We start from the raw sequence: 24,746 nt of genomic DNA, 5'->3' as shown, positions 1-24,746 counted from the left end.
CATACACTTAATTCACTCAAAAGGAAAATAATATCCTACATAATTAAACACATTTGAAAAACCTACATTTTCTACAACCGCGACAGAAGGCTTGTTCAAATCCATGCAGTCCCAATATGGAATAATATTATTCTCCAAACACTCTTTTACGAAACTATGAGCTATCCTTTGAGCTAATTTTCTACCTTGGTGACCTTCTATCGTTTCAATATCTATACATTGTATATTTTCAAAAACGAACCCTGAAAAACATACACTTACAATCATGTTGTCAAAAACTATACAATAACCAATTCCCTCATTAAAAAATCCATCAGGTGAGGACCAAAACTCTAAAATTTTTGATTGTAAAAATTCAATATTCTTCAATACGTGCCCTTTATTTTCATAGAGAGCTTTACTCATTTTTAGTACTGTATATCCTTGTTCAATTTTAGGTTCACGATTACCCTCATAATTCTCTTCCTTTAGCGTATACACTCTTTGATTCCAACTCTTTAAATTACGATGTTGAAATATTTTTTCGATTGCTTTATTCCACTTTAAATGATTACCGATTGCTTCAAAGCAATTTAGTCCAGCCTTTCTCGCCTCAGGTTCTATCACATTATCAATAAAACTATTCATTTCATTATTAAACTTTTCATTTTCTGCACTTCCTATAAAAAAGAAGCCATCGTTATTCCCTAACCAAATAAGTCCTGAATTAGGAGAATAGATGTTATCTACAAATATACGACCAGGATTCACCCCTGCAATTACAGCCTTTACCTCCAATTGCCCTTTTTCATTTACTAAACTATTACATTTATAAAAATCAGTCTCGTTTAATTCAGAAATCATATGTTATCCCCCCTGAAACTGCTCTATTCTAACTTTACCACCATGACAGAATATTCTCTATTCGTTTTAATAATTGTTTTAAACCAAAGAAGTAGATAATAAAAAAGAGCCAATCCCCTATACAATAGAAGATTGGCTCTTTCCTTTATTTACTCCCCTGTTTCAGAAAATCGCTTTATACGTTCTCCAATTTCATCGCGAACACGTTGAAATTCAGACCACTCTTTTCCTGCTGGATCATCGAATCCCCAGTGTACACGATTAACGTGCGGAGGTGTGGAAGGACAAACAGAATCTGCATGACTACAAAGGGTAACGACTAAATCAGCGTTGTTTAAAATATTTGAATCAATTATATCCGATGTTTGATTCGTTATATCAATATTTACTTCATTCATTGCTTTAATAGCATTTGGATTTACTCCGTGTGCTTCAATTCCTGCAGAATATACATTCCACTTATCACCTACATATTGTTTGCCCCATGCTTCTGCCATTTGGCTTCGGCATGAATTTCCTGTGCATAAGAAATAGATTGTCTTTTTGTTTTCCATGTTGTTTTCCACCTTTGTTTTTAAATTATACTGGTTGATCATTAAAATATTTACGCTTAAACCAAAAAGCGACGTTTACAAGGGCAATCATTACAGGTACTTCAACTAACGGCCCGATAACAGCTGCAAATGCTGCGCCTGAATGAATACCAAACACACCAACTGCTACAGCAATTGCTAACTCAAAGTTATTACTACCTGCTGTAAATGCTAACGTTGTAGTCACCGGATAGTTTGCACCAATTTTTCTTCCCATAAAGAAAGAAACAAAAAACATTACAATAAAATAGATTAATAACGGAATTGCTATTCTTACTACATCTAATGGTACGCTAACAATCATTTCCCCTTTTAAAGAGAACATAATGATGATTGTAAATAGTAGTGCCAGCAATGTAAGTGGACTAATCTTCGGTATAAACACCTTTTCATACCACTGTCTTCCTTTTAACTTAACGAGTACAAAGCGTGTCAACATACCTGCTATAAAAGGAATTCCCAAATAGATAAATACGGATTTCGCTACTTCTATCATTGTAATATCAACAATAGCCCCTTCAATCCCTAACCATTCTGGAATGACTGTTACAAACACGTATGCATAAACGGAGAAGAATAACATTTGAAATACTGAGTTAAAAGCTACTAAACCTGCAGCATACTCTTTATCCCCATCCGCAAGGTCGTTCCAAACAATTACCATTGCAATACAGCGTGCTAAACCAATCATAATGAGCCCGACCATGTATTCTGGCTTATCAGGAAGAAAAATAATTGCTAAAACAAACATAAGTACAGGTCCGATAATCCAGTTTTGTACTAAAGATAAAACCAATACTTTTACGTCTTTAAATACTCGGCCCATTTCCTCATAGCGAACTTTCGCTAATGGTGGATACATCATGACAATTAAACCGACAGCGAGCGGAATAGACGTCGTTCCAACTTGTAATGTATTCAGTCCGTCTACTATACTAGGAAACACAAACCCTAAACCAATCCCAACAGCCATAGCTAGAAAAATCCATAGTGTTAAATATCGATCTAGAAAAGATAAACGTTTCATTTTATTTTCCATCTCCTATTAACAACAAGAATTTTTTTCTACTACGTTAGAAGTCGTGCAACAAGAAGGCTCTTCAATTTTATGAACATCACTATGTGCTTTCGTATAAAAGAATTCCCACTCGTTCCCATCAGGATCTGTTACCCAAAACTTATCTTGAACCGCATAGCAACAAGTCGTATCCATCTCATCACGCGCGAAGAAACCTTCTTTTTCTAACCTTTCTTTATGTAATGTAATTTCTTCAGCTGTATCCACTTGGAAACCGAAATGATTTACTTGATTTCCCTTCACTTCATCTCTTACGTTCAGTGTAAAATTAAGTCCTGGCGTCTCTAATAAAAATTTTGCATAATCCACTTTCACCTTAACTGGTGACACACCAAATACCTTTTCGTAAAATTCAATAGACTTCTCTAAATCCGTAACATTTATACCAACGTGAACATATCTCATAGCTTATTCCTCCTCTTTATATGTTATTAATCAATTTTTTTTGATTAATGGTGCAAAATTTTAACAGCAACTACCTTTGCCTGTTTTTCTAAAGATACAGCACAATTCTTCTGATAATAAATTATTTACTTCCGCATCATTTAAATCATAATAACTCCACGTACCTTTTGTTTCTTTTACAATTAAACCTGCATCTAATAAAATCTTTAAATGATATGACAACTTAGATTGCGTCATTTCAAAAATCTCTGTTAAATCACATACACAAGTCTGGCCTCGCTGGCAAAGTTCATACATAATCTCTAAACGTTTCTGATCCGCTAATGCTTTGAATTTTTTCTCATAGAGCTGAAAATCTTGTGCCACTGTAGTTCACTCTCCCTTCATCAATTTTTTTTGATGTTTATAGTATATACGCTGATGAGTTCTATATGCAACTAATTCATCAAGTTTTTTTGATTTATCAAAAAAACTTCCTCTTCAAAATCTATACTTGAATACTTTTTCTTGCTCAATATAAAATAGCTTTCTTACAAATTAATACGATAATTTAATATTAACATGGTGCAGTTTCAGGGGTAAGTTATCAAAAAACATATGAAGTAAGCACTCTACAAATGATAATATATTAAATCTCGTTAAAACAAAAAGATATGTCCTAGTAGTATACCTAGGACATCCCCTTCATTTTATAATTTCTAGATTCTATACATCACTAACAATTGAATATACCTTCTGTCTAAAACATAGTATTATCATTAGCTGCCTCATTTGGAATCTCTTGAATTACATCCCAGTGTTCAACAATCTTACCATTCTTTATACGAAATATATCGACTATAGCAACTCCCTTATCTTGAGAATTAGTACGAGAATGTACATGAAGAGCAACTGTATCTCCTTCTACTACTACTCGTTTAATCTCTGCAGAAGAATTAGGATTTTTAACAAAGTCCTCCTTAAAGAAATCCATGAAGGCTTTTCGTCCGTCAGCAACAAAAGGATTATGTTGCTTATAATCTTCACTTACATATTTAGGGATAATATCGATATCATGTTTGTTAAAAACTTCATTATAGAAATCAACTACCATCTTTTTATTCTTTTCATTTTCTGTCGCTTCTTTCGATACCGATGCAACATTCTCACTCTTTATTGAGTGACCTTTGGTATTACCAGTTGAAGCTTGAAATATCAAAGTCGACACAATTCCTAAAATAAACACAGAAATAATTATTACTATTAAATTTTTCTCTAATTTCATTTATGCCTACCTCTTCTAATCGTATAAGTTATCTTCCATAACACGCTTGAGAAGTAGAAACTTTCCCAAAAATGTAATGTGAGGGGGAATGTTAGGAAATTACACTCCCCCTTATACAAGGCATGTTAGAAACTAATAACTCTAACTTAATACCTCATTAACAGTTGCACTGTCCACAATTTGAATAAACTTCTTAACCTTATCGTTCTCATCAAACTCATAAAGATGACAGAAATCTGCTATGAATGATTTCCCTGTTACTTTATATGTTCCACTATATTTTCCATACACGATAACAGTATTGTTATTAAAAGCATAAATTTCATCTTCAGCGTTATAGTTATCCCATTCCGTACCAAGACGTTCATGTACATTTTTCACTACTGCATCAGGACCTGTATAAGTGCCCGCATATGGAAACCCAGCAGCTTCTGTCCAAGATACATTTTCACTTAAATACGTTTTGAAAGCATCCATTTTCCCCTCGCCAGTTAACACATACGTTTCATGTAATAGTTTTTGATATTTATTCATAGCATTAACCCCAAGGCATTTCTTTTGTTACAACTTTTGCACTTAATTCTAATACACCTTTATTTGCATAGTCTGGATATGCTGCTTCAAGTTTCGCTACAAAATCTTTTGAAGTTTTACTTTCCTCAGAAGCTTGAACCGCAGTTCTTAGGTAATCCATAGTTGCAATAATCGCTTGATTATCTAAGGATTTTTCAATTGATCCATGGCTAGGTACAATTATGTCAGCATTTAATGCTTGTAATACTTTCAAGTTCTCAATCCATGCCTCCATAGCCGCTTTTGAGCTAGTATCCGCTAAGAATACATGTATTTCGTTAAATACATCAATACCACCAATTAATACTTTTAGCTCTTTATTAAATAAGCTAGTTCTGTAATGATCTAAGCCTACTAGTTCAAATGTTAACCCCTGAAAATCAATCGTTTTTTCTTTAAACACTTGAGGTAATACTACGTTGCTTGGTGCGTTTTCTCCTAGGGCACCTTTCCAAACTTTTAATTTACCTAAGACAGAATGAACAATATGTTCAACAGTAGACTCTGTAGCATACGCTATAGCTTCTGGGTAAGCAGCCTTAATAACTTCTAATCCAAAGTAGTAATCAGGATCCCCATGAATAATAAAGATTTTATCTAAAGATAAGTCGTTTTTTTTCAGATACTCAACAATTTCTTTCGAATCAGATTGAGTAAATTTTGAGTTTATTAAAAATGCATGTCCCGCTTTCTCAACTAAGGTTGCAGTGACCATAAAACTTTTTTCGTCTGAACTAAACACCGTCAATTTCACATCTTTTTGATTTGTATCAATTGTTTTAAACATAGAATGTTATTCTCCTTTTGTTAAAGTTATTTTCTAGTTAACATATTTTTATCTTGTTCCGACAGAAGCTCCCTCTTCAATTTACCTGAAAGTGTGATAGCACCAGCAAATAGGCGAGAGATGAATGTCGGTTGGTGTAAGCTAACATGTTTGCTACTATAGTCAATAGAAACATTAAAATTGGACTCTTTTTAAAAATAAGTTGAAACTATGACTGTTATAAAAAGGTTTAAGTCCATCCACTTCTAGCCTTTTTTAAAACGTTAAATGTTATATACTGTAACTTAAAATTCATTAATATAAATTTTTAAAACGCGCTTCAATTTTATCCGGCGTCATTACCCCACCACCAATAGGGATAATTTGATTATCCTTTTGTAAAAGTAATGAAGGATAACTATTAACACCAAGCTGTCGCACTTTATTGAAATCGTTTTGGACATCTATTGTTGTTTCTTGAGCGTTTAAACGTTCTAGTACTTGTTCAGGGTCCAAACCATGCTCGATTGCAATCTTACGATATGTTTCAGGATCACTCAGACTTTGGCCCTCATAATAAAACGCTTTTTGCATAGCCGCAGTGAATTCTAACAAACGGTCTGGTGCTAATGAGCGTAAAGCTGAAAAGCCAATTGCAGCATCTTTCGAATTCATTTTAAAAGTCCCTTCTTCCACCAATTTTTGATATGAAGGACCAAATTCTGCACCTGTAAGTTGATTAATTCTTTTATTCCCCTCTTCTATATATGAGAAATTTTTTATTGGTAAATCATCTAAAAATAATCCTCCACATAAAACTGTTAACGGCATTTCAGTGTGTTCTTTGTAAAATCCTTTAATACTTTCTGAAAATCCATAGCACCATCCACAATATGCGTCCCATACGTATATAAGATTATCTTGTTTCGTCTTCATTTAAATCCCCTACCTTTATTTTTATTAACCACTCCAGCTATCACTTAAAATTCTCAGCTAACTTTTTGGTTTATATAAGTACATCTTTTTTATATCTTGTTCTTTTTTGAGTTACCTTACTATATTTTTCAAAACTAACCTTTCCCAAAAAGATTAGATAAGATTTCTAATGAAAGATAGCGCTGCACATCATTGCTCCAAAATAGAAGATACCAAAATTTGGAATATATCTTGATTTAAATATGTTAGTAACTTTCTACACCGGGCAATAACATGTGGACTACCATCCTTAATTAAATATATAAACCTTATTTTCACTTTAAATATCCATGAGTTGTAACTAACTCAATTACAACCTTATGTAACCATATTAGTTACAGCTATAGTAGAAGTCAATTCTTTTTTAACAAAAACAATAAATTTCTACCCTAACGCTTTTAGAATTCTATTATTAAAAACTGGCTTCTTGTTCTTAAATTTGTTAAAAAGCTTAGTAATTCCCTAAAAACATCACTAGTAAATATGGAACAACAAATTCAAGATAATTTACAAAACAAATAATATAAGTACCTCTTTCATGGCTTACCGACAGAGTACCAGTTCTAGTACATAGTTTTTTTCAAAGCATTACATTTTGTTTTTACCTTTAATAGAAACTACCTGATTAACTAAAACAGGAACTGTCCCACCATGACTTATAATTTTTTATCCCTGTACATTGTGCGGGAATTTTTTTCATAAAGAAAAGACACCCTAAAGTGCCTTCTTTCAATGTGAACCATCACAATTTCAATAGTAAGTATTGGACTCTCATCCAAATATACTTTTACCATGTTAAATTGTTTGATTCATTGAGGAATAGGGTTCAAATTTGGGTTAGCATCACATCGCTAACATACTAAGGTTTTATGCTACCCAAAAACAATGATTTTTACTCTGGGGATCTCAATTTTACTATTTGGGGATTTATGCTTTTCTTAGCTTGATAGCGATGTGGTAGGGCCCTATATTTGACTCTTTTTCTACACCTAGATATTCTAGAGTTCGTTCTAACATAAGTGCTGCCTATTGACATGTGAGTGTGCCATATGGCGTAAACTTAGTAGCTGAAACACCTCGGATAATTCCTGTATCGTATAGGGCTTGTACATCATAATACCGGCTGCGAACGTATTTACATCAAGAAGATTAATGGAGCAAATGATGATTGCCCTAAATTGGTTTGATAGCTGTTTTTGCAGAGTTTGAGCGTGATATTATTCGTTGAAATTCTCTTCTTAAAGATAATACGTAAATACAAACAAAACCAGCAAAACACCGTTCCTATGTCGTACTGGTTTTGTTGAAGTCCATTTTGAATTGTAGCTAGTTCAACGTAATTGCAAATTCTGAGTTCCGTGCCCCAGCAATTACAACCGTTCCATTCTTCGGCAGTTTTACTTTGTTATTGCCGCTCACGATGGTAAAGTTGACGCATACTCCATTCTCATCATACACCGCGAACGCACCCTTCGATGGCAATGTCACGGTCATCCTTTTTCCTGCTGCCGCTTGCGGAATCGTAAACCATTTAGCATGCCCATTTGCTTGCAGAGTAACTTTGGACGATTGGCCAGCATCAAGTGGTTTTACGTTGTTTCCACTTACGTATAACAACCCGGCCATTTCCATATATTCATTGCCGCCTTCTGTATAGAAATGCGTTTCCGTCGTATCACGGCCATTCATCACGGGGATCTGGAGCTGATGCGCCGCGGTGTTCGGACCTGTAATTTTTCTGCCCTCCCAATAGCCCGCCAGGCCTTCCTTACGAGTAATTTGTGTGGTAATAAGTTTCGGTTGTACGAGATATTCAATAGAACTAAATTTCTCATTCACGAGATAGAACTTGACACCTTCCCGCTTCGCCCATGCGGCAGCGGTTTTCTTCGATAGCACATTGTCTTCTAGTTTCTCAGCTAAATAGTGAGTCATCGCACCTTGCCCTAAGTCTGGTGTCGATTTATATGTGCTCTCCCTCAAATAAGTTCTTCCATTCTTCTCGGTGACAAAGTTGAGCTTAGAAGTACCCTTCTCATTAATAAAGCTTCCATCCACAGTATATACATATTTTTCTTCTCGATTAGATGGTAAGAACAGTTCTCCATTCTTCGTAATTTCAATTTTGAAATGAGTTTCGCTATTGCCATAAAAGCCCGCTTTCTTTGCCACGTCTTGAGGCATCTTGACCTTGACCGGCTTGCCAAAAGATTTGTTCGGCTTGATGTTCTTAATTGTCCCCTTCTCTTTAAGCACGGCGAGCAGCAATTCAGTTGCCAGCAGTTGATTTGTAGAGCTTCGTCCACCGGATGACAACACAGCCGCTGCCATTTTCTGTTCCGGAAGCACGACCAGTATAGCATGTTGCAGTGCCGTGTCGCCGCCCTTAGCCAAGCCTTTTATCCCATATTCACTGAATGGGTATAGTTTCACACTATCCCAGCCAAGACCATAGTTAAAAATATTATCTCCATCCCCCGGCCACATTCCTTTTTTATATTCCTCTTGCTCCATCGCCTTGACTACCTTATCAGAGAGGATCCCTTTTCCCTGTCCCATAAATAATTGTGAGAATCGTACCATATCTTCTGCCGTGGAAGAGACCCCTCCCGTACCAATCACATTCACCGATTCAATTGGAAGCTGCCCTTGGTACGCCGGAAAATAAAGTCCAGCCCGCTTTTCGTCTCTCCATTTGTCCTGCGGCGTTTTTGTATGATTCATCTTTAAGGGTTCTGTAAACCGTTGATGTAGAAATTCGGTAAAGCTCATACCGCTGACTCTTTCCACCAAAATTTCGGCCAGCGTAAAACCATCGTTGCAGTATACCGAGAACGCGCCAGGGTCTGCTTTCAGGCTCTGGTTGGACAATTGCTGCAACAAGAAATCATGGGAATAGGTATCATTATCGTTAAATAAAAATGCATTACTTAACGTGGAACCTTGCAAGCCGGAGGAGTGATTCAACAACATACGCGGGGTAATGCGTTTGTACCGCCCATCTTTCATCTTAAAATCAGGAACATAGTTAACCACAGGAGCATCCAAATCGACTTTTCCTTCGTCGACCAATTTCATTACAGCCGCTGTTGCATACATTTTACTGACTGAACCAATCCCGTATAGAGTATCTTTGGTTAGTGGCTGTTCCCCTTCCATATCGTTCTTTCCAGCCTGCCCCGACAAAGTAAGCTTGCCATTATCAATTAGCGCATACTGCACGCTAGTCGTCCCATGGGACTTCGTGAGTAGCGCAGCCTTCTCTGCTGCAATCTTCTTCAGCTCTTGGCTAGCTACTTCTACATTAGATACAACTGTAGTCTTACTATCAGAAAATGCTTTCGCCCCTGTTGGTAGAATCATAGTTAGCGCTAATGTAGCGGCTAATACACCAGTTAGTTTATTTTTCATGAGGGAATTGCCTCCTTAGATAAGTGATCAATTTCATCATTTGTTTGTTTAACTATGAAAATATGATAAAATTTATCCGTTCTTCCTTTTGGCCTACTTGCTAAATTCAGCAAGTAAAATATTTTTAAAAGGATCAGGACTATCAGCATTAAGGCTGTTCAAATTGACAGCTAATGTATGCTTGCCTCCAAGTGTACCTCCAGCAAAAGTAACAAACCCTGGAATGCTACCTCCGTGTCCCCATATTGAGACACCGTTTGGAAGCTTAGTTTCATAGATTCCAAGACCATATCTGCCAAGTGCAGCTTCTCCTGTTGGAACTGTAGTAAGCATTTGTTTTAGTTGCTGTTCTTTCAGTAATTTACCTCCAAGTAAGTAAGAGAAGAATTTGTTTAAATCATCAGCAGTAGAAATCATATCTCCAGCCGAGCTCCCCATACTTGGGTTATAATACGTAACATCTTTTGGCTCACTTGCTCCGTCTAGTTGGATATATCCACGGGCATGCTTGGTCCCTGGAATCACGCTTGAATTGCCAGGTAAGAATGTATTCGATAATTCAAGCGGTTCAATAATCCGATTTTCAATCTCTTCCGCATAGCTGTTCCCGGTTACTGTTTCAATAAGGATCCCTAGTAATACGTATCCTGTATTTGAATAAGACCAGCTCTTTCCTGGAGCAAAATCTGGGGGCATCGAACTCCCCATCTTTACTAATTCTTCAGCCCTATACGATTTTTTTGTATCCATAAGATTAAAACTTTTTGACCTTGTGTATTCAGCGATACCACTTGTGTGGTTCAATAATTGCCGGATAGTAATCTGTTTATCATCATACCCGTTTCCTTGAATGACACCAGGCAACCATTTTTCAATAGAGTCGTCTAGATTCAAGCGGTTCTCTTCGGCTAATTGAAGTACAACTGTTGCGGTGAACGTCTTCGTCACGCTACCAATGCGAAAGCGAAAATCTGTTTTCATTGGTTTCTTGCTGCTCAGATTCGCTACCCCAGCGGCATAACTCCATGTTTTTCCACCCTCAGAAGTTTTAGCAAGTATCCCCGGGAATCCAAGTTGCAATGTATCCCGCACTGCTTGCTTGACAGAATTACGATCTCGTTGAGTACTTGTTTGTACCGAACTAGATACACTTTGAGTAGGTTCTGCTTTTACAATTAAGGTTGGCGTTGTGTATAACAGAGAACTTCCAGCTATTAAAAGGGCCAGACTTGCACATGTAATTTGACTACATGTTTTCATAGGGCATCCCTCTCCTCTATTCATATTGTATAGGTGGTTTCTTGCTATTTCGTATTAACCACACAGCTACCATCTCCACCAATGAAAAAAGGTCAACTTTGAATTCGTAATCATCTTCATATTTATTATTTTTACAAACGCCATTCTGTCCTGGGTAAATCCCTCTTTTTCCACATATATGTTAACCACATAAATTACTTCTTTTCCTTGAAACAGTCTTGTTACTGGTCTGTTTTTCATATATAAATCATATCTGTTCCGCCTTTCACGCTTCTTTATATTTTTATCATACACAATGAAAATTTCTTTTTTCTTACCCATTTCTTACAAATTACTTACTTTCAAAATCGCTTTTATAATAGGATAGAAGGAGCATCTGTGCCGTAAAGTTCAGTAAATATATTAATCAAAAAGAAACACAGTTTTTTTTACTTCTGTGTTTCTTTTTACCATCCTTTTAAATATTAAGAGTCGATTTCCCCTTAACAGGATGAATTCTGGCTCTTTTCTAATGTAATTTTTTTCTTGCAATACAACACATATGACATTGTGCTGCATGAAACACTCCTAACGTTGTTAAAATCACTTGTTTTTAAGTCAAAATTTATTTAACTTAGGGCGGATACTCCATATCCATCAGCTTAAGAAAAATAAACGCCCTCAAAACGAAAAAATAAGCTACCTTCTCAAAGTAACTACCTGTAGAAAAAGAAAATGTTCATTTAGGAGATATATTAAAACCTTAGCTTGATAGTAATGTGGGGCTACCCCACATCCATCAACTTAAGGAGAATAAACGCCACCAAAACAAAAAAAGCCCCAAATTTTTCTCGAAAATAAGGTGGGGCTTTTGAACCAGAAAAGTATATTTTTAACTATGAAAACTACAGTAAATTTTTCCTTTTTCCCTACTTGCTAAATTCAGCAAGTAAAATATTTTTAAAAGGATTAGGACTGTCAGTTCTACCCAAACTATTCCAATTGACAACCAACGTATGCTTGCCTCCAAGTGTACCTCCAACAAGAGTAGTAAACCCTAGAATGCCACCTGTGTGTCCCCATATCGAGACACCGCTTGGAAGCTTAGTTTCATAGATTCCAAGACCATATCCATCGATTCCTTCTCTTCCTGTAGGAACTGTAGTAAGCATTTGTTTTAGTTGTTGTTCTTTCAGTAATTTGCCACCGAGCAAGTAAGAGAAGAATTTGTTTAAGTCGTCAGCAGTAGAAATCATATCTCCAGCCGAGCTACCTGCACTTGGGTTATAATAAGTAACGTCTTTTAGCTCACTTGCTCCGTCTGGTTGGTCATATCCACGGGCATGGTTAGTGCCTGGAATAACGCTTGAATTGCCTGGTAGGAATGTATTCGATAATTCAAGTGGTTCAATAATCCGATTTTCAATCTCTTCCGCATAGCTGTTTCTGGTTACTTTTTCAATAAGAATGCCCAGTAATACGTATCCTGTGTTTGAATAAGACCAGCCCTCTCCTGGGGCAAAGTCTGGGGGCAAAGAAACCCCCATCTTCACTAACTCTTCTGCCGTATACGATTTTTTTGTATCCGTAAAATCAGCGTCTTTTGACCTTGAGTATTCAGCGATACCACTTGTATGGTTCAATATATGCCGGATAGTAATCTTGTTACCATCATATCCATTTCCTTGAATGACACCAGGCAACCAGTCTTCGATGTAGTCGTCTAGATTCAGGCGATTCTCTCCAGCTAATTGAAGTACAACTGTTGCGGTGAACGTCTTCGTCACACTCCCAATGCGAAAGCGAAAACCTGTTTTCATTGGTTTCTTGGTTCTCAGATCCGCTATCCCAGCGGCATACCCCCACGTTTTTCCACCCTCAGAAGTTTTAGCAAGTATCCCCGGGTATCCAAGTTGCAATGTATCCCGCATTGCTTGCTTGACGGAAGTACGATCTCGTTGAGTATTTGTTTGTAACGAACTAGATATATTTTGAGTGGGCTCTGCTTTTACAATTGAGGTTGTTGTTGTATATAACAGGGAACTTCCAGCTATTAAAAGGGCCAGACTTGCAAATGTAATTTGACTACTTATTTTCATAAGGCATTCCTCTTCTCTATTCATATTATATCAGTGTTTGCTTACTGTTCCTTACTTCCTGACAAGACTTAGGGAAAGGCCCTCACGCATATAGATTAAAGCCCCAGTACAAAGGTATCTATCAATACCAACAATTTGAGCCATTTAAATCTCCATCCCTCCTATAACAAAATCATTCAAAGGTATGAAAGCATATTATGTACCCTTAGTTATTGTTAGGATTAACACAACATGAGACATAACCCCAACCCATATTTTACTTTATTTATCCATAATATGTATTGAGAAAGAATGTAAATTCGAATCCTTTCCGTCCCCCAACTATTGATCGTTTTTTTCACCTATTATAATTAGTTATTTAGAATTTCATAATAAAAAACTGTAAAAAAAATAACGAGTCCCTTAACGTACAGGAAGCGGTTGAAAAATATGTCTAAACGCACAATTTTCTTTTTTTTTGATATGGTGACCCCATCGCAATCAAGCTAAGGTTTTGAAGTACCCACTAAATGAACTTTTTCTTTCTCTACAGGTAGTTACTTTGAGAAGGTAGCTCATTTTTTTGTTTTTGGGATGTTTACTTTTCTTAAGTTGATGAATGTGCGGTCGAACCCCTATGCATTTCATCAATCATTCCCTTGACTCTCCATTTATAGTACTGTATAGTACTAATATGAAAAAAAATACACTTACTAATAAAGATATTGCTCTGCAATCCGCTTTTACATTGTTTCTTACTAAAGGGTTTCTAGCAACAAGCATGGACGACATAGTCGCACATAGCAAAGTTTCAAAAACGAACATTTATTATTATTTTAAGAGCAAGGAGGAGCTGCTGCTCGCTATTGTTAATCAGTTGATAGCACATTACGAACAGCGAATTAATTATATTGTGTCTCAAACTGAGCTCACCGTTCAAGAGAAATTAGAAGCGGTACTCCACATTTTAAGCGATACTATTGAACAAAATAACTACCTTGGCGGTTGTCCTTTCCTGACTCTGTATACACAGACGCCTATTGACGCGGTTGAAATTAGAGATAGAATCAAGAGTTTTTTTGAAAAACAGCTGCATGGTGTTGAGTTGATTTTAGCCCAAGGGATTGCACGACAAGAACTAAAGAAAGAGCTGCCCGTTAAACAAACAGCTATGTTGATTGTCTCCTCTATTGAGGGTGCTCTCTTCTTGGCTCAAGCTTCTAACAACCAAGATATGATCAAAAATTTATTTCCTACTTTAGCTTCCATGCTAAAGTAATATTTTTAGATGTATTAGTACTAGTTAGTACTATAAAATAATAAAGGAGTGTTTTTATTATGAATATCTTCATGACCGGCGGAACTGGTTATATTGGACGTCATTTAATCGCTGAGTTAGCTTCTCAGCATAAGATTTATGCACTTGTACGTCAAAAAAATCGTCTTCTTACCATCATCAATCAACTGGCACCCGATCAACAGAACAACATTGTTCCTATTATCGGTGATCTAACGCAGCCTCGATTAGGTTTAAGTGATGACAGCTACAAACAATTACTTGCAACTGATCTAATTATTCACGCAGGAGGTCCAATGAATATTGAGTTGAACCTCATTGAAGCTGAGCAGTCTTTCCTCACCCCTGCAAAATCCCTTGTTCGGCTAGCACAGGATATCCACGCTGAAAAAGAATTAAAGCATTTTATCCATGTCGCAGGCTTTATGAGTCCCTATCATGAACAAAATGCATTGTTGGATCTAGATCATTTGCTGGACAATCAACCGCCTTATGAAAAAATGAAGTTTTTAGCCGACTCTTATATACGAAAATCTCTTCATAACATGAGCATTCCCTTATCTACTGTTAATCCTAGTGTAATCGTCGGAGACTCCTTCTCAGGGAAAACAGAACAGATTGGAGGCCTTAGTATCTTAGTCGATGCCGTAAGGCGAAATCTTATGCCGCTTGTTCCAGGCGGCGACGATTATTGGTTACCAATGGTTCATATTGACCATGTGGCTTCGTTTATTTCAAAACTTGTTAACACAGAAGGGTTATCAAGCAATACCTACTATCTTTTAGATTCTAAGCAAGAAAGTCCGTCGATCCGAACTTTCATCAAACTCATGGCACACGAATTGCAGACAACAAAGCCGTTAGGAACTATACCGCTTCCGTTATTGAAAACTGTGCTTAGAATGGGTGCTGATAAGATGCTTGGTATTCCTAAAGAATCCATGAGTTTTCTTGTTAAGTCGGAATTCCCTGTTTACAGTAAATTAGAAATAGAACAAAGGAACGGCAGAAATTCATTCGTAGTTCCGTCCACACTCCCTTTTATCATTAGTGATTTGGATTATCGGTTAAATCATTTAGGCCTGAATCAAAATGAGCAGAAAGATTTTAGTCAACGAAGAAGGGCTAACTTAGTTTCGCTAGAGAAAGATAGGAATGAAACACCTATTATTTTTCTTCATGGGACGTTCAGCAATGCCGATGCCCTTTTGCCCCTCTCACAATTTTTAAGCGGTTTAAATACTTGGTTCGTAGATTTACCTGGATTTGGGCGTACCCCTTATCACCATAATCCTTCTGTGATAGAAGGCTATGTAGAGAGCATTTCCACTATGATCACTGAGTTGAACAGACCCGTTATATTAGTGGGGCATTCATTTGGCGGATTGATTGCGGCTCAAGTGATGGAACGGCTGCCCTCACTGATCAAACAACTCATTTTATTGCAGCCAGTACTGCATCCTATCCAACCTAAATATAGATTTCGACGTATTACAAGTTTCGTTCTAAAATATATGGAGCCCGCCCGTTTGGAAAAAGAGCTAATTCAAACCAATAGCTTCAGAACATCGAGTCAATTATTGAGTAATTACGCTCATTCTGTGGTCCGTGATTTAAAATCCCCCCGTATACGCAAAACTAACGCTACGGTCATGTCTTGCTTAACTATATCAAAATCCATCCAGTTAAATCCCGAGACATGGGATAAGAGGAAAATTAAGATACTATGGGGAGCTTTGGACAAGGATCATCATGTCCCAAAGCAGTTTGAACACTTGGATATTACACGTATTCAGTACGGTCATCAGTTTCCTGTTGAATCTCCTGAACTAACTGCTCAATGGATTTCTCAAGCTGTAACAGTATAAAGGTTCTTTTAATAGTATTGATGGAGGTGTAATTGTCAACACAAATTCAGACTGCTTTTTTAAGGGCTCGTTTTCTGAACTCAACTGAACTTAAATAACCTAAAGTTCCATGTGCATGATGATGGTTAAACTGGTTCTGTTGCAAAGTTTGAAAAAAGCATAAACAGGTTGGTAAATGCAGAACAATGTTTAGGAAGTAGCTAGTAATTGTTGAAGTTCATTGTACGTTGAAAAGGCGGAGTCTCTTTGAAGACTTCGCCTTTGTTTATATAGGGTATGAATGGTTTCATAAGCGTGCAGATTTATTTTTCACTTTCCAAATTCGATAGATGGGATTGCCATATTTATGACTCCATCGCATGATGGTTTTTGTTTTCACTGAAATACCACGTTCTTTCAGGATTTCAGATACATCACGATAACCGAAAGAAAAACGGCAGTAGTAGCCGACAACTACTAAAATAACATCTTACTTGAATTGTTTTCCTTTAAAATATCTCATGTCTGATTCCCCTAAATCCTGTTTTCTAGAGTGTAGCTTCATGTAGAAAAACTTGTTATATGAAAATGCGAGAATTTCCGTTTCATAAATAGGACGGATCATATCCATGACGCAACCTGCTGTAAAAGAGCGTATTAATAAACTTGAAGATCAAGGAGTTATAGCGGCTTGCCGAACAAAATTTGAGCCTTCTAAAATTAATAAAAACATTCAAGCATTCATCATGTTTAAAACGAGTCAATGCTCTGATTTCATCCAATTTTGTAATGCCACTCCCGAAGTAACTAATTTATATCGAATTAGCGGGGAGTTTAATTATATGATGAAGGTCATGAGCAATTCGATGGATTCTCTCGCTACATTTTTAGACTCCTTAATGCAATTTGGATTATCGTCTCCTTTAATTGTTTTAAAGAGTGAGTTTGAGGAGAAATTGTCGTTCTGATAAGAGGGTACTAAGATAAAGATACCGAGTGTATGTGGGAAAATTCTTATATAATATAAAAAGAACCAGCCATAGGCTGGTTCTTTTTTCATTCAATTTCCTACTAGAAAATCCAGAGATACGTCTCCTTCTCACCTACCCCTGATTTCTCTGCGCCTCTCTAAACTCCTCCTTCACCTTCTCTAACAGCCCTTCTTCCGTAATTAATCGATACGCTGTATTTGCTAGTGCTTTTGCAGATGTAATTAACGCTTTATCTCCAAGTTCTGAACGGGCTGCTTCTCTAAATTCATTCGTATGTGCAATTAAATCATCTGGACCGATTTTAATGTACGGATGAATGGTCGGTACGACTTGGCTTACATTTCCTGCATCTGTTGAGCCAATGCCAAATCTTTCTTTTCGATTTACGTCTTCGCCTTGTAATTCTAGTTCTTCGGCTACGACTTCATTAAATGTTTTTGTTACGAGTAATTCATCGATTTCATTTTGGAATTGATGAATTTTCACTTTCGTACCTGTTGCTAATGCTGCACCTTGTGCGACGTTTCTTACTTTCTCTGTTACTTCCGCACATCTTTTTCTCGTTGCTGCGCGGATGAAAAACCTTGCTGCGGCGTAGTCAGGAATAATGTTAGGTGCTTTTCCGCCCTCAGTAATAACGCCATGAATTTTCACGTCTGACGGAAGTTGTTGGCGAAGTGCATTAATGCTGTTATACAGCTGAATAATCGCATCTAATGCGTTAATTCCTTCTTCTGGTGAAGCTGCGGCATGAGCTGTTTTTCCGTAAAAATGAAAATCAAGTGGATCGACTGCTAGTGAAGGGCTCGTTGGCGCTGTTTTTCCGCTCGGATGAATCATAAGTGCCGCATCAATATCTTTAAATAAACCCGCTTTTACATAACTCGCTTTCGCACTACCATTTGGTCCTCCTTCTTCAGCTGGAGTACCAAACACGACAACTTCTCCGCCAATTTCTTCAAGCGTTTCTGATAATGCGATCGCGGCCGCAACGCTAATTGTGCCAATTAAATTGTGACCACACGCATGACCAAGTCCTGGTAAAGCGTCATACTCAGCTAAAAATGCGATGACTGGCCCTTGTTTTCCTGAACTTTTTCGCGCGATAAAACCTGTTTCATGTCCAGCTATATTGTGCTGCAGCTGAAACCCTGCACTACCTAGTAATAAACTTAACGTTCTTGATGCATAAAACTCTTGGTTACCAATCTCCGGATTCGCATGAATATCGTGACTTGTTTCTATGTACTTTTCCTTATTTCTTTCTATACTCTCTTCAATTGTTTTTCTTTGTGACGTTACTCCAGTCGCTCCCATGTCTCTTCCCCCTTATATTTTCACATAAAAAAGCCTCTTTCTAAAAGATAGAAAGAGGCTTCTGCATTTACAGTCAAAATGAGCTTCTTTCTTATCTTTCAAGTTACCTTGCTGGAATTGGCACAGTATTCATAAAAGAATCCGCTGCCGAGGTGTCATAGGGCCAATCCCTCAACCTCTCGTGATAAGAATTTTCATAAGATTATATTAAATTATATTCATTCTATGTTCATTCCGATTAAAAGTCAAGGAATTCCTATCCGAATTTACCGGATATCTAAAAATCCTTTTAACACACCAATTGTTTCCGGTGCTTGTAATCTTGCACATACGTACGGAAATTCCATACTACCTTCAAACATCATTTGAGATGTGAGCGGTGCTCCTGCCCAAAAGATTTCATCATCGATTACGATAAACGGGAATGCTTTATTTTGTCTTTGTAACTTTACATTTTTTAACGGAACTGGTCCATCACTATACACTGTTATTTGCGCATTTGTACGCATTAACGCTTGCCAGACTCGCTTATCCACTTGCTTTGTACTTGGAAGTGAAATAATAATTTTTCGTTTTGCGGCTAAAATATCTTTCAATAACCCTTTCGGCTCTTCAAGATTCATTTCCATAAACCAGCGTAAACGTTTCGAAATTTTCCGCTCCCACAATTGTCTTGATGTCGTACGATCATACACATCTCCGTGACGTTCTATATGAGCTGTTAATTGTGATAACGCTTGTTTTCTCGAAAGGTTTTTACGCATATAATGACAATCTGATAATTGAATGAACTTCCCTCTCGCTCTCGTTACTGCAACGTTGACGAGGCGATGATTTTTATGGTCAAAGAATAACACGCCAGGTCGTTCTTGCGGATAACTATCAACCGTATCAAATATCATCATATCTCTTTCAGAACCTTGGAATTTATGAACCGTCGCCGCTAAAACTGGTATGTTTTGATATTTCGTCCTCTGCAACATTTCTCTAATACACGTTGATAAAAAGCGGGATTGTGCCCTGTAAGGTGTAACAACACCGATCGATTGAACACCATCTAACAGTCCGATTAACATCATTTGCATCGCTACTAAACCAGACATAATGTTAAATCGAGAACCAGAAGCAGCGTCCTTTAACGAAAAGGCTCCCATTAAGCTCGTATCAAATAAAACACTTGCCTCATTTGCGAACGGTTGCAATCGCGCAAGTTCTTTACGCTCTGAAACAGACGGATGGTCGTATACTCTATTTTTATAAATAAATGAGTTTGTAAACTTCGATATATCCGCATGCATACGCCTTTGTTCCTGCAACATAAATAGGTTCGGATGTGCTTCTGATTTATTGACAGAATCAACAATCCCAGCATGGTAAAACATATCTTCCCCAAGCCATTTTCGAACGAGTTCATGGTTCGCCATCGCAATTGGAGGTAACTGTAAAAAGTCCCCACAAACGACGATACGTTTTCCAAGTGAAGCTGCTAATGCAATTTGCGGAACATATGCCATACTCACTTCATCTACGACAACTAAATCAAATGTACGCTCATAAATAAGTGAATCAATGGCACATTTCGATAAAGTCGCACCGATTACTTTCGCATTTTCAATATATTCTTTTTCTACTTCTTTAATTTTCGCTTTTTGCTTTCGAAGATCACTTTCAATCTCTTGTATACGCTTCTTATCAGCAGAAGTCGCTTTATATGATAAAATCTTTTCACGAAGATCTTGTCGTGTTTCCTCTAAATAGAGTCTTTCTTCTCCCCATGATCCGTTCGTCGTTTCAACTAGCTTCGACGTAAGTAATGTTTCATGATTTCTTATATGTTCATGTTGACTATAACCGTAACGAACAATTTCGCCAGGTGTCCATTTCTTTTTCTTCTCAATTTGCTTCGTTACTTCACTCATTAATACGTCTACTGCCGCATTACTATGAGCCAACACAAGTACCGATTTTCCTTTTTGATAATGCGCCGAAATAATACGTGATAAATTGTAAGACTTCCCTGTTCCAGGGGGTCCCCACACGTACGTTGTCGGATTGTAAAATGAACGATATGCCAATTCATTTTTCGGATTTTTCATCTTCTCAATATGTTTCGGACTGCTCGTCCCATCAACAAGACGCTTTATACGATTACGTTTTAACTTATCTTTATGTGCCTCTTTCAATCGCTCTTGTAGTTGCTCTAACAATTGCCACGGTTCACTGTATAAAACAGCTTCTCGTATTTCACCTTGTATATAATCATTTAATTTCAGTTCTATTTCTAATCCATGTACAGATAATACTTCTCCTGTCGCTTCCTCACCATCAAACTCAATTCGAATTGGTGAACCTTCCGGTAAGCTTACTTCCGATATGAGCTGAAATACGTATACTGTACTTTCATAATCTGTATATAAAAAACGACCGTTCATGATAGAAATTTTACTACCACCTATCGTTTTCCAATGTTTAATTTCATACGCTAATGCATAATGCCACTCTTTCATCGTTGCCGATAATGAAGGAGTTTGAGTAGGTGTATTCATCGTATAATCTCCTTCCTTCTCCCCAAACATACTTTCTCACTATACCATATAACAAGCTAAAATTTGTAAGGTTTTTATCTTGCTTATTTTCTTAATTTTCAATAACATATTGTATATAATTTTCAGAAAGAAGGGATCTACATGCCAGTTAGAAGAATCGAACACGTCGGTCTTATGGTCGCAAACTTAGAAGCATCTATTTCATTTTATGAAGAAGTAGTTGGCTTACAGCTCATTAAACGTATGGGTCACCCGAATCCCGACTTAAAACTCGCTTTTTTAGGTGTGGAAGAATCGAAGGAAACGATACTCGAATTAATTGAAGGCTACAACTCTTCTCTTCCGGCAGAAGGGAAAGTACATCACATTTGCTTTAAAGTGGATTCATTAGAAGATGAAATCGAAAGACTAAAGAAACACAAAGTAACCTTTTTACTAGGAGAAGAAATTGAAACATTACCAGATGGAACACGTTACATATTCTTCGCTGGTCCTGATGGAGAATAGATTGAGTTTTTTGAGACGGAGAGATAAAGTGGGACTTTAAGATAGAAAAAGTGCCGGAATTCCGGCCTTTGTCTTTAAACCAGTAACAATAAAACATACCTTCAATCCGAAACTTTACCTATATTAAAAACAATCATTTCATTGGGAGTAGAGAATGGTAAATACAATCTATATTATTATTTTTTGGATCCTTATACTCTTTCCAATCCTGTATGTAATTAAGATAAAACACTGGAATTTAAAAGTAGTTGCCTTATTTTTTGGAAGAATCTTATTAAGTATTATCTTTTTCATAAATGGAATAGCTTTAGGAATGCAACAAAATTGGTCAGAGCCTCCCTATGAAACAGAATGGGATTTCTTTATAAAGTCTTTATTAAACGGAAAAACTGATGCGCTTATACACTTGTTACTTCTAATTATTATCATTACTTTGGATTTAGCAATTACATTTTATTATGTTAATAAAAAGAAATAGGATATTCTCTCCTATTTCTTTTGTTAATGTGGTGCTACCCCATGCCCATCAAGTTAAAATCTCATATTACCCCTAGAACGAAAATTTTGTGCATTTTGCTCGTATTTATTGTTTTGGGGAAATTCATATTTTTAGATTGATGACGATGTAGTGTGCCTCCTATGTCAAAGCATCTTTTATTTATTTTTATAAATATCTATGTATTTCATTATGAAGTGTTTTCACACGCTCTTTATAGAATATCCCTTTTTCCTCTATTTTCAGTTGCGCTATAAACAGATTTGCAAGCATTACCGCTGTATCAAGCTGATAAAATAAGCTGACAATACGAGGAATAGATTCAAAGATATCTTTATTCTTATATCCATCTTTAAATTCATACCAATCAATTTCATTGGTTTCAGCTATCCTCATAAGTTCTAACAGTGGGTGACCAATTAGAGCATTATCCCAATCAACCAACGCCTTAACTTCTCCGTTATATCCAATTAGATTTGCTGGTCGAATGTCCATATGTAATAATTTTTTCACATGATCTGCTTGTTTAAGAACCTCTTCAATTATCGATATATCAGGAAATTTAATATCGCAATGTGTAATTTTATTAAATCCTTCTACTCTTTTTACGAGACGTTCAGCTATATACTTGCTAGATGGTTTCCTAGTCCTATGTTGGTAATTTAAATCTTCAATTGGAATATTATGTAGCTTATTAACTACTTCTCCTATTTTGTAAGCAGAAATTGGAATAAGATCAGTAGCCAGGTAATCTGAAATTAAAAAATCAAGTTCCGTAGAAAGGTGCAGTCCGTGAACCTTTGGCACTGGAATGTCTTTAGAATTACAAAACTTAGAAAGCTCCGCTTCCTTTTGCAATGAGATTCGACTATTAAACAACCCTTCATTTATATTTTTCACTTCACGTTCCCAAGGTACTCGAAATGCTAAAGGCCCTTTTTCCGAATCCCCTCGGAACACAATATTTTGTACTCCATTTCCTATTACTTTTAATTCCTGAACAGCCAATTCTTTATATTCTCGATTCAATATAGTTTTTAATTTCGCCCTTAATTCTTCTGTTTTCGAACGTATATTAACCATTTTATCCCTCGATTCACAAGTTATTTACAACCCGTAATAGCATCTCTGAATAATCTTCCAGATGTATTTCCCTTCATTTTAATACATGTGTTTTTTTATATTTCCAATCGTAATAAAGCTAGCCAATATTAAGATAGAAAATAAAAGCAAAATATTATTCACTCCCATATGAGTTATTAAAATACCAGTTGACAGAGCAGACGATATCTTAACAAATGATGCCAGAATTGTTCTTAAGCCTATTACCCTGCCAATATATTCTGTTGTAGTATTCAACTGTATTAACGTTTGCACGATAATCAAATGCGACATGGTAAATAGCCCCATTATAAATATACAAATAACGGCCGTTGTTTTATAGTCATTCAAATATAATAAAAAAGAAGAGGTCGCCATACCCATCATCGTAATAAAAATAACTTTATGTTTAAACTTTTTTAAAAAATAGATAGCAATCAAGCCTGCTATAATTCCTCCTACTGAAAATGCTATCTCAAATATTGAGTAAAGTTCGCTACCTCCTTCAAACTGTTCTGCAAGAGGTAATAATAAAGTTGTTGTCATTTGTATGCTAATGCTATTCAAAATGGATAAAAACAGTAAGTACTTCATTCCTTCTGTTTGATTAATGAAACGCCATCCCGATATTAATTCTGCAAGGTAGGATATTCTTGCATTTTCTATTTTTTTAGGGTTCATTCTTTTTATAGAAGAAAAGAAAATGGCCGCAACTAAAAATGTTACAGAATTAATAAAGAAACTAGTGGCTAAAGAAAATTTAACTAGAAATAACCCAGATATACCAGTTCCCACTAGTAATGCTGCTTCATTTAATGAAGATGCTTTTGATATAACAAATGGTATATCATGATTACAGAATGCTTCCTTAATAAATGCAGAAGATGCAGGTTTGTAAACGGTGTAGCAAACTGCTAATAAGAATTGCATAATGTAAAAAATAAATTCTGATTCGAATTTTATGAAAATAAGTATTGCCATGATTAAAACAAGTATAAATCGAATACTATCTGTTAGAACAACAATATTTTTAGAATCATGATGATCTACATAAACAGACACAAAAGGTGTTAAAATGATACTTGGTATATAATAAATTGCAATCATTAATCCGATAGAAGTCGCTTGTCCTGTTAAATGAAAAATATACCATAGCAAGGCAATTTGTTGAATTCCATCCCCAAATCCGGTAATACTAACTCCTAATAAATATTTCAATTTATTACTCATAAAATTACCCCTTATATAATTGTTATCTTCATTTTAGGTGCATCACTTCAACAGAGTAAATTACAATTTATTTATCTATATTTATAATTTATTCTTATAAGGTATCTCGCCACTTGCCCGTCAAGCGAAGTTAAAATCATATCCTCAAAATAAAAAAACGCTATGCTTATCGTAAGAAGTTTATGAGA

At 36.3% G+C, this 24,746-nt stretch carries 20 protein-coding genes, 2 pseudogenes and 1 riboswitch; of the genes and pseudogenes, 5 read left to right on the top strand and 17 right to left on the bottom strand.

The annotated features are described in order from the left end of the window. Positions 1–12: 12 nt before the first annotated feature. From JDS99_RS11230 to JDS99_RS11175, 12 genes are all read right to left on the bottom strand, one after another. Positions 13–843 carry a GNAT family N-acetyltransferase gene (locus JDS99_RS11230; protein ID WP_199695094.1) on the bottom strand — a complete coding sequence of 277 codons (831 nt, stop codon included), beginning with the start codon at positions 841–843 and terminating at the stop codon, positions 13–15. A 149-nt stretch (positions 844–992) separates the two neighbouring features. After that, positions 993–1,397, bottom strand: coding sequence for an arsenate reductase (thioredoxin) (arsC, locus tag JDS99_RS11225; RefSeq protein ID WP_097843177.1), 405 nt, complete (start codon positions 1,395–1,397; stop codon positions 993–995). A gap of 25 nt (positions 1,398–1,422) precedes the next feature. Continuing rightward, complete coding sequence (arsB, locus tag JDS99_RS11220; protein WP_088063946.1) at positions 1,423–2,463, bottom strand: ACR3 family arsenite efflux transporter; 1,041 nt, start codon at positions 2,461–2,463, stop codon at positions 1,423–1,425. Between the two features lie 18 nt (positions 2,464–2,481). Further along, on the bottom strand, positions 2,482–2,919 hold the full coding sequence (locus tag JDS99_RS11215) for an ArsI/CadI family heavy metal resistance metalloenzyme (protein WP_087984492.1): 438 nt from the start codon (positions 2,917–2,919) through the stop codon (positions 2,482–2,484). Positions 2,920–2,979: 60 nt separating this feature from the next. Next, a complete protein-coding gene (gene arsR / locus JDS99_RS11210; protein WP_000046014.1) occupies positions 2,980–3,285 on the bottom strand; it encodes an arsenical resistance operon transcriptional regulator ArsR in 306 nt (101 codons plus the stop codon). Positions 3,286–3,658: 373 nt separating this feature from the next. Beyond that, positions 3,659–4,183 (bottom strand): nuclear transport factor 2 family protein, encoded by a 525-nt coding sequence (locus JDS99_RS11205; protein ID WP_087984491.1) that lies wholly within the window; start codon positions 4,181–4,183, stop codon positions 3,659–3,661. Between the two features lie 141 nt (positions 4,184–4,324). Beyond that, complete coding sequence (locus JDS99_RS11200) at positions 4,325–4,717, bottom strand: nuclear transport factor 2 family protein (protein ID WP_199695093.1); 393 nt, start codon at positions 4,715–4,717, stop codon at positions 4,325–4,327. 4 nt (positions 4,718–4,721) lie between these two features. Then, positions 4,722–5,543, bottom strand: coding sequence for an MBL fold metallo-hydrolase (locus tag JDS99_RS11195; RefSeq protein WP_060486499.1), 822 nt, complete (start codon positions 5,541–5,543; stop codon positions 4,722–4,724). 294 nt (positions 5,544–5,837) lie between these two features. Further along, positions 5,838–6,458, bottom strand: a complete 621-nt coding sequence (locus JDS99_RS11190) for a DsbA family protein (RefSeq protein ID WP_199695092.1) — start codon at positions 6,456–6,458, stop codon at positions 5,838–5,840. A 1,365-nt stretch (positions 6,459–7,823) separates the two neighbouring features. Further along, a complete protein-coding gene (locus JDS99_RS11185; RefSeq protein ID WP_199695091.1) occupies positions 7,824–9,908 on the bottom strand; it encodes a serine hydrolase domain-containing protein in 2,085 nt (694 codons plus the stop codon). 93 nt (positions 9,909–10,001) lie between these two features. Further along, positions 10,002–11,168: a serine hydrolase domain-containing protein gene (locus JDS99_RS11180; RefSeq protein WP_199695090.1), complete on the bottom strand. Its 1,167-nt coding sequence runs from the start codon at positions 11,166–11,168 to the stop codon at positions 10,002–10,004. 908 nt (positions 11,169–12,076) lie between these two features. Further along, on the bottom strand, positions 12,077–13,246 hold the full coding sequence (locus JDS99_RS11175) for a serine hydrolase domain-containing protein (RefSeq protein ID WP_199695089.1): 1,170 nt from the start codon (positions 13,244–13,246) through the stop codon (positions 12,077–12,079). A gap of 673 nt (positions 13,247–13,919) precedes the next feature. On the opposite strand from JDS99_RS11175, the gene JDS99_RS11170 reads away from it, so the two are divergent. Further along, entirely contained in the window at positions 13,920–14,504 is a 585-nt protein-coding gene (locus tag JDS99_RS11170; protein ID WP_060749950.1) for a TetR/AcrR family transcriptional regulator, read from the top strand. Between the two features lie 59 nt (positions 14,505–14,563). Then, positions 14,564–16,390: an alpha/beta fold hydrolase gene (locus JDS99_RS11165; protein ID WP_199695088.1), complete on the top strand. Its 1,827-nt coding sequence runs from the start codon at positions 14,564–14,566 to the stop codon at positions 16,388–16,390. Between the two features lie 289 nt (positions 16,391–16,679). Here the strand turns inward: JDS99_RS11165 and JDS99_RS31970 are convergent. Beyond that, positions 16,680–16,853, bottom strand: a pseudogene (locus JDS99_RS31970) (IS6 family transposase); the annotation flags it as partial. 91 nt (positions 16,854–16,944) lie between these two features. On the opposite strand from JDS99_RS31970, the pseudogene JDS99_RS11160 reads away from it, so the two are divergent. Continuing rightward, positions 16,945–17,337 (top strand): annotated as a pseudogene (locus JDS99_RS11160) (Lrp/AsnC family transcriptional regulator). 135 nt (positions 17,338–17,472) lie between these two features. Here JDS99_RS11160 and JDS99_RS11155 read toward each other — a convergent pair. Both JDS99_RS11155 and JDS99_RS11150 read right to left on the bottom strand, forming a co-directional pair. Continuing rightward, positions 17,473–18,678 (bottom strand): M20 family metallopeptidase, encoded by a 1,206-nt coding sequence (locus tag JDS99_RS11155; protein WP_199695087.1) that lies wholly within the window; start codon positions 18,676–18,678, stop codon positions 17,473–17,475. Positions 18,679–18,766: 88 nt separating this feature from the next. Next, positions 18,767–18,869: riboswitch (SAM riboswitch) on the bottom strand. Between the two features lie 75 nt (positions 18,870–18,944). Further along, on the bottom strand, positions 18,945–21,254 hold the full coding sequence (locus tag JDS99_RS11150) for an AAA domain-containing protein (RefSeq protein WP_141520987.1): 2,310 nt from the start codon (positions 21,252–21,254) through the stop codon (positions 18,945–18,947). Positions 21,255–21,365: 111 nt separating this feature from the next. Between JDS99_RS11150 and JDS99_RS11145 the strand changes: the two genes are divergently transcribed. Together JDS99_RS11145 and JDS99_RS11140 are read left to right on the top strand one after the other, a co-directional pair. Beyond that, a complete protein-coding gene (locus JDS99_RS11145; protein WP_199695086.1) occupies positions 21,366–21,731 on the top strand; it encodes a VOC family protein in 366 nt (121 codons plus the stop codon). A 154-nt stretch (positions 21,732–21,885) separates the two neighbouring features. Continuing rightward, on the top strand, positions 21,886–22,209 hold the full coding sequence (locus JDS99_RS11140; protein ID WP_098858001.1) for a hypothetical protein: 324 nt from the start codon (positions 21,886–21,888) through the stop codon (positions 22,207–22,209). Positions 22,210–22,395: 186 nt separating this feature from the next. Here the strand turns inward: JDS99_RS11140 and JDS99_RS11135 are convergent, their stop codons facing one another. Further along, positions 22,396–23,310, bottom strand: coding sequence for a phosphotransferase family protein (locus JDS99_RS11135; protein ID WP_098858000.1), 915 nt, complete (start codon positions 23,308–23,310; stop codon positions 22,396–22,398). A gap of 78 nt (positions 23,311–23,388) precedes the next feature. Next, complete coding sequence (locus JDS99_RS11130; protein ID WP_098857999.1) at positions 23,389–24,558, bottom strand: MFS transporter; 1,170 nt, start codon at positions 24,556–24,558, stop codon at positions 23,389–23,391. Positions 24,559–24,746: the final 188 nt, after the last annotated feature.

Origin of the sequence: Bacillus cereus group sp. N6, from assembly GCF_016483705.1 — a bacterium.
Taxonomy (GTDB): Bacteria; Bacillota; Bacilli; order Bacillales; family Bacillaceae_G; genus Bacillus_A; species Bacillus_A wiedmannii.
Note: the sequence above shows the minus strand (reverse complement) of the source record. Positions and strands in the feature narration are given on the sequence as shown.

Coding starts and splice junctions, on each gene's coding strand:
- JDS99_RS11165 (WP_199695088.1), top strand. CDS start 14,564: ATGAATATCTTCATGACCGGCGGAACTGGTTATATTGGACGTCATTTA.
- JDS99_RS11230 (WP_199695094.1), bottom strand. CDS start 843: ATGATTTCTGAATTAAACGAGACTGATTTTTATAAATGTAATAGTTTA.
- JDS99_RS11205 (WP_087984491.1), bottom strand. CDS start 4,183: ATGAAATTAGAGAAAAATTTAATAGTAATAATTATTTCTGTGTTTATT.
- JDS99_RS11145 (WP_199695086.1), top strand. CDS start 21,366: ATGCCAGTTAGAAGAATCGAACACGTCGGTCTTATGGTCGCAAACTTA.
- JDS99_RS11200 (WP_199695093.1), bottom strand. CDS start 4,717: ATGAATAAATATCAAAAACTATTACATGAAACGTATGTGTTAACTGGC.
- arsC (WP_097843177.1), bottom strand. CDS start 1,397: ATGGAAAACAAAAAGACAATCTATTTCTTATGCACAGGAAATTCATGC.
- JDS99_RS11175 (WP_199695089.1), bottom strand. CDS start 13,246: ATGAAAATAAGTAGTCAAATTACATTTGCAAGTCTGGCCCTTTTAATA.
- JDS99_RS11170 (WP_060749950.1), top strand. CDS start 13,920: ATGAAAAAAAATACACTTACTAATAAAGATATTGCTCTGCAATCCGCT.
- arsB (WP_088063946.1), bottom strand. CDS start 2,463: ATGAAACGTTTATCTTTTCTAGATCGATATTTAACACTATGGATTTTT.
- JDS99_RS11155 (WP_199695087.1), bottom strand. CDS start 18,678: ATGGGAGCGACTGGAGTAACGTCACAAAGAAAAACAATTGAAGAGAGT.
- JDS99_RS11140 (WP_098858001.1), top strand. CDS start 21,886: ATGGTAAATACAATCTATATTATTATTTTTTGGATCCTTATACTCTTT.
- JDS99_RS11180 (WP_199695090.1), bottom strand. CDS start 11,168: ATGAAAACATGTAGTCAAATTACATGTGCAAGTCTGGCCCTTTTAATA.
- JDS99_RS11150 (WP_141520987.1), bottom strand. CDS start 21,254: ATGTTTGGGGAGAAGGAAGGAGATTATACGATGAATACACCTACTCAA.
- JDS99_RS11190 (WP_199695092.1), bottom strand. CDS start 6,458: ATGAAGACGAAACAAGATAATCTTATATACGTATGGGACGCATATTGT.
- JDS99_RS11135 (WP_098858000.1), bottom strand. CDS start 23,310: ATGGTTAATATACGTTCGAAAACAGAAGAATTAAGGGCGAAATTAAAA.
- JDS99_RS11215 (WP_087984492.1), bottom strand. CDS start 2,919: ATGAGATATGTTCACGTTGGTATAAATGTTACGGATTTAGAGAAGTCT.
- JDS99_RS11195 (WP_060486499.1), bottom strand. CDS start 5,543: ATGTTTAAAACAATTGATACAAATCAAAAAGATGTGAAATTGACGGTG.
- JDS99_RS11130 (WP_098857999.1), bottom strand. CDS start 24,558: ATGAGTAATAAATTGAAATATTTATTAGGAGTTAGTATTACCGGATTT.
- JDS99_RS11185 (WP_199695091.1), bottom strand. CDS start 9,908: ATGAAAAATAAACTAACTGGTGTATTAGCCGCTACATTAGCGCTAACT.